The 7,943-nt window shown below is 42.0% G+C and carries 9 protein-coding genes and 1 pseudogene; 4 read left to right on the forward strand and 6 right to left on the reverse strand.

The window, feature by feature from the left end:
• Positions 1 to 117: 117 nt before the first annotated feature.
• Together ACM0OY_RS30915 and ACM0OY_RS30920 are read left to right on the forward strand one after the other, a co-directional pair.
• Positions 118 to 960, forward strand: a complete 843-nt coding sequence (locus ACM0OY_RS30915) for a methyltransferase domain-containing protein (protein ID WP_414572591.1) — start codon at positions 118 to 120, stop codon at positions 958 to 960.
• Positions 961 to 1,000: 40 nt separating this feature from the next.
• Positions 1,001 to 1,156: a hypothetical protein gene (locus ACM0OY_RS30920; RefSeq protein ID WP_414572592.1), complete on the forward strand. Its 156-nt coding sequence runs from the start codon at positions 1,001 to 1,003 to the stop codon at positions 1,154 to 1,156.
• A 124-nt stretch (positions 1,157 to 1,280) separates the two neighbouring features.
• Here ACM0OY_RS30920 and ACM0OY_RS30925 read toward each other — a convergent pair whose 3' ends face one another.
• The 6 genes from ACM0OY_RS30925 to ACM0OY_RS30950 all read right to left on the reverse strand — a co-directional run bounded on the left by ACM0OY_RS30925 (position 1,281) and on the right by ACM0OY_RS30950 (position 7,153).
• Positions 1,281 to 1,676 carry a hypothetical protein gene (locus tag ACM0OY_RS30925; protein ID WP_414572593.1) on the reverse strand — a complete coding sequence of 132 codons (396 nt, stop codon included), beginning with the start codon at positions 1,674 to 1,676 and terminating at the stop codon, positions 1,281 to 1,283.
• A gap of 557 nt (positions 1,677 to 2,233) precedes the next feature.
• Complete coding sequence (gene coaE, locus ACM0OY_RS30930; protein WP_414572594.1) at positions 2,234 to 2,833, reverse strand: dephospho-CoA kinase; 600 nt, start codon at positions 2,831 to 2,833, stop codon at positions 2,234 to 2,236.
• A gap of 31 nt (positions 2,834 to 2,864) precedes the next feature.
• Entirely contained in the window at positions 2,865 to 4,493 is a 1,629-nt protein-coding gene (cobA, locus tag ACM0OY_RS30935; RefSeq protein WP_414572595.1) for a uroporphyrinogen-III C-methyltransferase, read from the reverse strand.
• Between the two features lie 46 nt (positions 4,494 to 4,539).
• A complete protein-coding gene (locus ACM0OY_RS30940; RefSeq protein WP_414572596.1) occupies positions 4,540 to 5,565 on the reverse strand; it encodes a tetratricopeptide repeat protein in 1,026 nt (341 codons plus the stop codon).
• A gap of 100 nt (positions 5,566 to 5,665) precedes the next feature.
• The gene (locus ACM0OY_RS30945) at positions 5,666 to 6,130 is read right to left on the reverse strand and encodes a tetratricopeptide repeat protein (RefSeq protein ID WP_414572597.1); all 465 of its coding nucleotides are present in this window, start codon (positions 6,128 to 6,130) and stop codon (positions 5,666 to 5,668) included.
• A gap of 3 nt (positions 6,131 to 6,133) precedes the next feature.
• On the reverse strand, positions 6,134 to 7,153 hold the full coding sequence (locus ACM0OY_RS30950) for a homogentisate phytyltransferase (RefSeq protein ID WP_414572598.1): 1,020 nt from the start codon (positions 7,151 to 7,153) through the stop codon (positions 6,134 to 6,136).
• Between the two features lie 184 nt (positions 7,154 to 7,337).
• On the opposite strand from ACM0OY_RS30950, the pseudogene ACM0OY_RS30955 reads away from it, so the two are divergent.
• Positions 7,338 to 7,535: pseudogene (locus tag ACM0OY_RS30955) on the forward strand (hypothetical protein); the annotation flags it as partial.
• A gap of 93 nt (positions 7,536 to 7,628) precedes the next feature.
• On the forward strand, positions 7,629 to 7,943 hold a 315-nt coding region (locus ACM0OY_RS30960; protein ID WP_414572601.1), incomplete at its 3' end, for a HEAT repeat domain-containing protein.

Genomic DNA, 7,943 nt, shown 5'->3' on the forward strand with positions numbered 1-7,943 from the left:
GGATACATCATGGTTTACGTTGTCTGGAAGCAAAAATACCCTTATTTTATTAAAAACATACATGGTAGCCTACGAGTATGTTTTTTTAACTATGCTTTATCTTGAGACTGCTTTTTCATGAGTGCAACACTTTACCAGCGAATTCAACAATTCTACGATGCTTCCTCCGGCCTTTGGGAACAGATTTGGGGGGAACATATGCACCACGGCTACTATGGGGCTGATGGTAGTGACAAAAAAGACCGTCGTCAAGCGCAAATTGACTTAATTGAAGAATTACTCACTTGGGCGGGGGTAGAGGCGGCTGAAAATATTTTGGATGTAGGCTGTGGGATTGGTGGCAGTTCTTTATACTTGGCACAAAAGTTTCATGCTCAAGCCACAGGGATTACATTGAGTCCTGTGCAAGCCGCCAGAGCAACGGAACGTGCCTTAGAAGCGAATTTGGGTGAAAGAACAAAATTTCAGGTAGCGAATGCCCAAGCAATGCCTTTTGGTGATAATTCTTTTGACTTGGTTTGGTCGTTGGAAAGTGGCGAACATATGCCAGATAAAACCAAGTTTATGCAGGAGTGCTATCGGGTGTTAAAGCCTGGTGGTACGTTTATTATGGTGACTTGGTGTCATCGAGCAACTGATGAGTCACCACTAACGGCAGATGAAGAAAAGCACTTGCAGGATATTTATCAAGTGTATTGTTTGCCTTATGTAATTTCTTTGCCAGAGTATGAAGCGATCGCCCATCAATTACCATTAAACAATATCCGCACTGCTGACTGGTCGCAGGCTGTTGCTGCATTTTGGAATGTGGTAATTGATTCGGCATTTACTCCCCAAGCGCTTTGGGGTTTACTAAATGCTGGTTGGACTACCATCCAAGGTGCGCTGTCACTAGGGTTAATGCGTCGCGGTTACCAGCGCGGGTTAATTCGGTTCGGCTTGCTGTGCGGGCGTAAATAACTGGCGGTGGAATGACGGAATTGGCAATGGGTAATGGGTAATGGGCAATGGGCGATGGGCGATGGGCAATGGGCGATGGTTATCAGAAGAAGACGCGATGAATCGCGTCTCTACAAATGGTTTATTTGTCGCATTGTTTTTGAGATTGGTGTTATTCAAACATCACATTAATATAGGAATCCTATTTGATTTATGAACTAAATTCTGTACACTTTCATCTTCTATAGCCCTATTGCCTATTGCCTATCGCCTGCTTACTTATTTAGATAGATTACACTAGACCAAAAATTAGTTATTGATTATTTAACAGACTTTCTCTATTAAAACTGAGTAACTGTTAGTTTAATGCCAGAATCGAGTTTAGGAACCTTGAAATACTCAACTGGCTCAGAATTTTGATTTCTTTGGACATTTGTTTGCTGGGGACATTCCTTGAAGAAAGACTCTGGGTTATTGAGGATTTCCAAGGGGTTTATTTTTCGACATTCTTGGTCTTGGACTGCTGAAATTGATTGAGAAGTTGGTCTAAGATTAATAGTCTGTCCACTAAAATTTCGCCATTTAGTATTAATGGTGGCAGGTTCAGTCAATAAAGCTTGAGCCTCATTGCGATCGCCTGTTAGATTTGGGACATTTTCTTCATTACCATAGGCACTCTGGGGGAGAGCAAGTGCGCTCATCGCAACGATTAAAGAAATAGAAAAGGATTTCATCATTAAATTTCTCAAGCTTGTCAGTTTAATAATTACAATTGCTTAGATACGGATACCGAAAAATAGGAGCCTAGTTTTAATACTTCTTAAAGCATATCCAAAGAACCAAGCGATCGTCATGCACTGAATGGGTGAAAATTCTTATGGGGATGGGGACACAAAGAGAAGTCTGGACTAAGATTCCCTAGGGTGCGACGGCTTACGGCGATAGCACAAAAATTTGATAAAATGCGATCGCTTCACCAACACAATCGCAATAGCGATCGCTAATCAATATTATTCCTGTTGTAAAATTCTTTCTATATCTTGCCCTGCATAGAGAATCCGCATAACTTCAATGCTTTCATCTCGCTCAATGTAAAAAATTAGATATTTTTTAAATCCTTTAACAGCGCATTTATTTACATAGTTTGGTTTTTTTCACCTTGTTCTATTTACACTTTGGATCTTTATACCAATTCACGAAAAGAATGCAACAGATACCAATCTTGAAACCCTGGCTAGCTCTGGCTTTCTTAAGTTTGAATTTTGTTAGCACAGCTAAGCCGTGTCTGCAAGCGTCATTTTGAATTTTGAATTGGTATTAGGGCTGTATCTACCTGTTTCAGTAGAACGTTTAGGGTAGAAGAGTTATCCAAAACTATATCTGCACGAGCCACTTTTTCTGCGATAGATACTTGACTATTAATCCGAGCTTCTGCTTGTTCTTGATTCAAATGGTTTCGTTGTATCAATCTTTGTATTTGTTGTTCTTGGGAACAATGTACTACCCAAATTTCTGTAACCAAATCAGTCATCCCAGCCTCAAATAACAGGGGCACTACTAACACCAGTATTTGTGAAGAAGATTGGGTAATTGCTTCAAGAAAGCGATCGCGCACATAAGGATGAATCAAACTCTCTACCCAGTTGCGTTCATCTTCGCTATTAAAAATAATTTCGCCTAGCTTTTGGCGGTTAAGAGTGCCATCTGCTAGCAAAATTTCTTGCCCGTAACGTTTAGCGATCGCACCAAGAATAGGCGAACCTAAAGATACCGCCTCTCTAGCATAAATATCTGCATCCAAAATCGGCAGATTATAAGTGCTAGCTAAATAATTTGTGACAGTGGTTTTGCCTGTAGCAATACCTCCAGTTAAGCCGATTATGCGTTTTGTCATTTGTCATTTGTCATTTGTCATTTGTCATTTATTATTCTCCGCATCCCGGCGTCTCGCTCATCCGCCACATTATCAATGCTTCGGTTAAACCATCTAAAGTGTATTCTTGGGCTTCGACATCTACACGTCCGAATAAAGACTGGCAAGTTTGGGAAGTTTGAGGGCCGATGGAGGCAATACAAACACCATCTAACAATTGACTAGCATGGGAGTTACTCGGAAATATGTTGTTAGTAAGTTGGCAGAAAAATTGTACAGTTTTAGAACTGGCAAAAGTAATTATATCTACCTTGCGGTTTTGTAGAGCTAATTGTGCCGCAGGTGGGATACTGCTGGGACAACAAGATTGATATGCAGCAACTTCTATTACCTCTGCTCCTTTAGCAGTTAATTCTTTAATCAAAACTTCTCTGCCGCCGCTTTCAACTCTGGGAAATAAAACCTTTTTACTATGCAACTCTTCTGGGAAATTTTCCACTAAAGAATCGGCGACAAAGTTGGAGGGAATAAAATCTGCTTGCAGAGAGTATTGTTTGAGACTTTGGGCTGTTTTTTCGCCAACAACGGCAATTTTCACGCCAGCCAAAGCACGGCTATCTTTACCTTGGGCAATTAGTCTGGCAAAAAAGTAGTCTACACCATTGGTAGAAGTGAGAATTAACCAGTTGAAGTTAGATAAATTAGCGATCGCATTATCTAAATTTTCCCAACTCGAAGGCGGGCCAATTTCTAAGGTAGGCATTTCGATGACAGTTGCGCCTAAAGCCATGAGACGATTGCTAAATTGATTCGACTGTCCGACTGAACGTGTCACCAAGATTGTTTTGCCAGCAAGGGGAGATGAAGTAGATAAGGGGGATGAGAAAGAGGGCGGGAGATTAGTTGACATAGGTTGGGCTGTGGGAATACTGGCGTGCCTTTCTCTATATATATTCTCAGGTTGCAAGTACTTGCGTAGCCCAACAACTTCGCCAATCACAATTACCGCTGGGGAAAGAGATAATCCGCTGATTTGTTCACAGATATTGCCCAGTTGTGCTATCCAAATTTGTTGCTCTGGAGTTCCTGCCCAACGGATGATGGCTATGGGTGTTAAATGCGATCGCCCGTATCGCAACAGTTGATTTACAATTTCCCGTATGTGTTGCCCTCCCATCAAAATTACTAGTGTTTCTAACCGCGATAGCGCCTCCCAGTCTAAAGCCTCTGGTTCGTGGGCTGTAAATACTGCAAAACACCGACTTAAAACTGGATCTGTGAGCGGAATTCCTGCCAATAGCGGTGCTGCAAGGGCTGAGGAAATTCCTGGTACTAGTTCAAAATCACAAGCAGATGCTTTTAAAGCTTCTATTTCCGAAGTGCAACGCCCAAAAATCAAGGGGTCGCCTGATTTGAGCCGTACAACTTGTTTGCCTTCCTGGCAGAATTTTACTAGTAAGTTGTTAATTTCTGCTTGACTTGTACTGGGTTTACCACCGCGTTTGCCGACATCTAATTTCAGACAATCAGGTGGTACACACTGCAATAATTGAGCATCTACCAAAGCATCGTAGACTAACACCTGAGCAGTGGCTAAGAGATTGTAAGCTTTTACTGTTAGGTATGCCACATCTCCAGGCCCAGCACCTACAAGGTAGACTTTGCCTCTTTTATTTGTCATTAGTCATTGGTCATTAGTCATTTGTTATTCTCCGCGTCCCCACTCTCTACTCCCCACTCCCCTTAATTTTTTCAATTAACCGATCAATTTGCTCAACCATCTGATTATTTTTCTCAGCTTGGAATAATTCTCTGGCTTTTTGGAAATTGACGATCGCTTCTTGGGTTTGTTGTTCTCTTCCTAGAGTTATCGCCAGATTATAGTAAGCGTATGCATAGTCGGGTAAAAGACTAATAGCTTTTTTATAATGTGCGATCGCTTCTTGGGGCTTACCTCGATCGTCCATCGCATTTGCTAAACCGGTGTAAGCTTGTGCGTGTTTGGGATCGAGGCGAATTGCTTGGGTATAGTCGGCTATTGCTTCGTCTAGTTTGCCTTGCGCGTACAAAGCACTTGCTAAGTTATAGTGAGCCTCTGCATCTTGGGGATCGATGCTAATGGCTTGTTGATACTGGACGATGGCTTCTTCTAGTTTGCCTTGGGCGTACAGTACATTTCCCAAGGCATTATAACTTGGGGCATTTTTGGGTTCGAGGCGAATTGCTGTTGTATACTCTGCCACTGCTTCTGCTGGCTTTCCCTGAGCATAAAAAGCATTTCCTAAATAATAGTGAGCTTCTGCATCTTGGGGATCGAAGTTTATAGCTTGTTTGTATTCGGTAATCGCTTGTGGAAATTTGCCTTGAACGTAGAGAGCATTTCCTAAGTGAAAGTGAGCTTTGGCAGATTTAGGATCGAGGCTGATGGCTTTTTGATATTGGGCGATCGCTTCTTGTGGTTTCCCTCGATCCTCAAGAGTATTTCCTAAAGCAATATAAGCTTGGATAAATTTCGGTTCTAGCTCAATTGCTTTGCGAAAAGCCGTTTCTGCTCCTTTGAAATCTCCTTGTTTATAGAGATTAGTTCCTTGTTGAAAATTAGTCAGTGCCTTTTTATTCTGAGGAACTACGGCTTGAGGAGAGTTTTCAACTTTTGCTAAAACAACGCCAACATCTTTACTAAAAGCAGTATTCGCATTGCTCAAACACCAGCAAATAATAGCTGTAGCCAGGAAATTATTTATTTTTACCATTGTTATGACTTGCCATTATGATTATTTATTCTATAAACAATTTATTTATTAATACGAGCTAGGGGCGCACAACTGTGCCCCCTACACAATTCAACCTTGTTCATGGTTTCGCCTTCATTTTCTCCAATAACTGAGCGATTCTTGTAGCTTTTTCAGGTTGGCGTTGTTTTTGTAATAACTCTTTGGCTTGTTGCAAATTATTTTTAGCTTCTTCTCGTTTATCTTGTTGCATTAAAATATTTGCTAGACGCAAATAAGCATCAGGATTTTTTGGGCTGCGGCTAATCACTTCGCAAAATAATTCTTTTGCTTCTTCTACTCGGCCTTGGCGATTTAAAACATCTCCCAGAAATAAGCGCACCACATCGTTAGTGGAATTGAGAGAAATAACTTTGCGAAAAGCTGCTTCTGCACCTTGATAATCTTGTGCTTGAGCAAGATTGATTCCTTTTTGAAACAAGTCTGAGGTAATTAAAGTTTTCCAAGCGAAATACCCAAGGATTACCAGACTGAAAGCAACTATGCTCCCAGCGAGAATAGAACTAATTGGCAAGGTTTCTAACATTGTCTAAGCCAAAAGACAGGCGATAGGGAAAATAAGATATTCGATAAAAAAGAGTTTCCAGATAAATTGATAAAACTGAGCGATCGCAGTTTTATCTTCTAAGTCTACCTTCCAACTCCGCAACCACATCCAAACGAGCAATCCTAAATGAGTAACTACTACAAATATCGGGTTAAGTGAGGCGACGCCTAGCACAGCAACTAAAATTATGCTCAAATAGCAAACAGTTATTACCCAAAGAGCGAGATTAAACACAGCTTGGGCGCCGAGTTGGATAGTGAAAGTAGAGATATTGTAGAGCTGATCGCCTTCCATATCGGGTATATCTTTAAAAATGGCGATCGCAAACGTAAACACCAAAATAAATAACGTCAACGCCCACACCGCAGGTACAATTGCTTGGCTTTGGTGGAATGCCCAACTGTAGTGCAAATACAATCCCAAATTTACAATAGTACCGCGTACCGAAAAAATACACAGCGCCGCCCAAATAGGAAACTGCTTCAAACGAATTGGCGGTAAAGAATAAGCAGTACCAATGGCCAAACTAATTGCCACCATGCCAAACAAAAACGGCCCAGTTAGCCACGCCACAATTAGCCCCAAAATCCCAGTAAAAGCAACAATTAATTGCCCAGTTTTACGGGAAAATTCCCCAGAAGCTAAAGGTAAATGAGGCTTATTAATCTTGTCAATTTCAACATCTTCTAATTGATTCAGCCCCACAATGTAGACATTGCCACACAAACAAGAAACCCACGCCCCCAACAAAGGCAGCAGATAACTTGTAGAGACGCGATTCATCGCGTCTGCATGATTCATCGCGTCTCCTCCAGGATTCATCGCGTCTCCAGGATTCATCGCGTCTCCACCAACCGCAATGGCAATTAAAAACAAACCCAACACACTCAAACTCGTCCCGATAATCGTGTGCGGGCGAGAGAATTTCCAGAAAGCATACAACCAATCAAAAGAAAATGGAGCGGCTTTGCTTGACAAAGAACTGTTTTGAGAATGGCTCATGAGTAGCTTGGATTCACTATTCCGGCTTACTCTTAACCATTGTCACAGAATTTGGTCATTAGTCATTGGTCATTAGTCATTAGTCATTTGTTATTCTCCGCGTCCCCGCGTCTCCCCATGCCAACCCTGTGCGATCGCCCTTCTCCGTGGGAATCATAACAAAAATCACCACGGTAAAGATCCGATGGCATATCAAAACATTACCGCCTCTCTTTCCCCAGCAGATATCCAAGAAATCAAAGCTGCCTTTGCGACTATCCAAGCAAAGTTGCCTTTTCTTGTTACCCTCAGTGCAGAAGAACGACGCAACTTATTTAAGATGGGCGATAAAAGACTAGCTTTTGTCAACAATAGCCTGATTGCTGCCCAGACTAACCGAGATAAATATGCTTTTGACCAATTAGCTAAATATAAGCCGCAAGATTTAAAAATTCTGCTTAAAAAACCGGAGGAAATTGCCCAGAAAGCCGCCAACATCCTCAAGGATGAAAAGGTTCCCTCAAATGTTCGTGGCAGTGCAGCATCGGCATTGGGCAACCTGGGAGAGGCGGCAACACCGTATATCCCTGACATCCTTAACTTCCTCAAGGATGAAAAGGTTAACTCAGGTGTTCGTCGCGGTGCGGCATCAGCATTGGGGAAGCTGGGAGAGGCGGCTAGCAAGTATATCCCTGACATCCTTAACTTCCTCAAGGATGAAAAGGTTGACTTATCTGTTCGTGGCAGTGCGGCATGGGCATTGGGCAACCTGGGAGAGGCGGCAACACCGTATATCCCTGACATCCTTAAC

This window comes from Nostoc sp. CCY 9925 (genome assembly GCF_963920935.1).
GTDB lineage: Bacteria > Cyanobacteriota > Cyanobacteriia > Cyanobacteriales > Nostocaceae > Nostoc.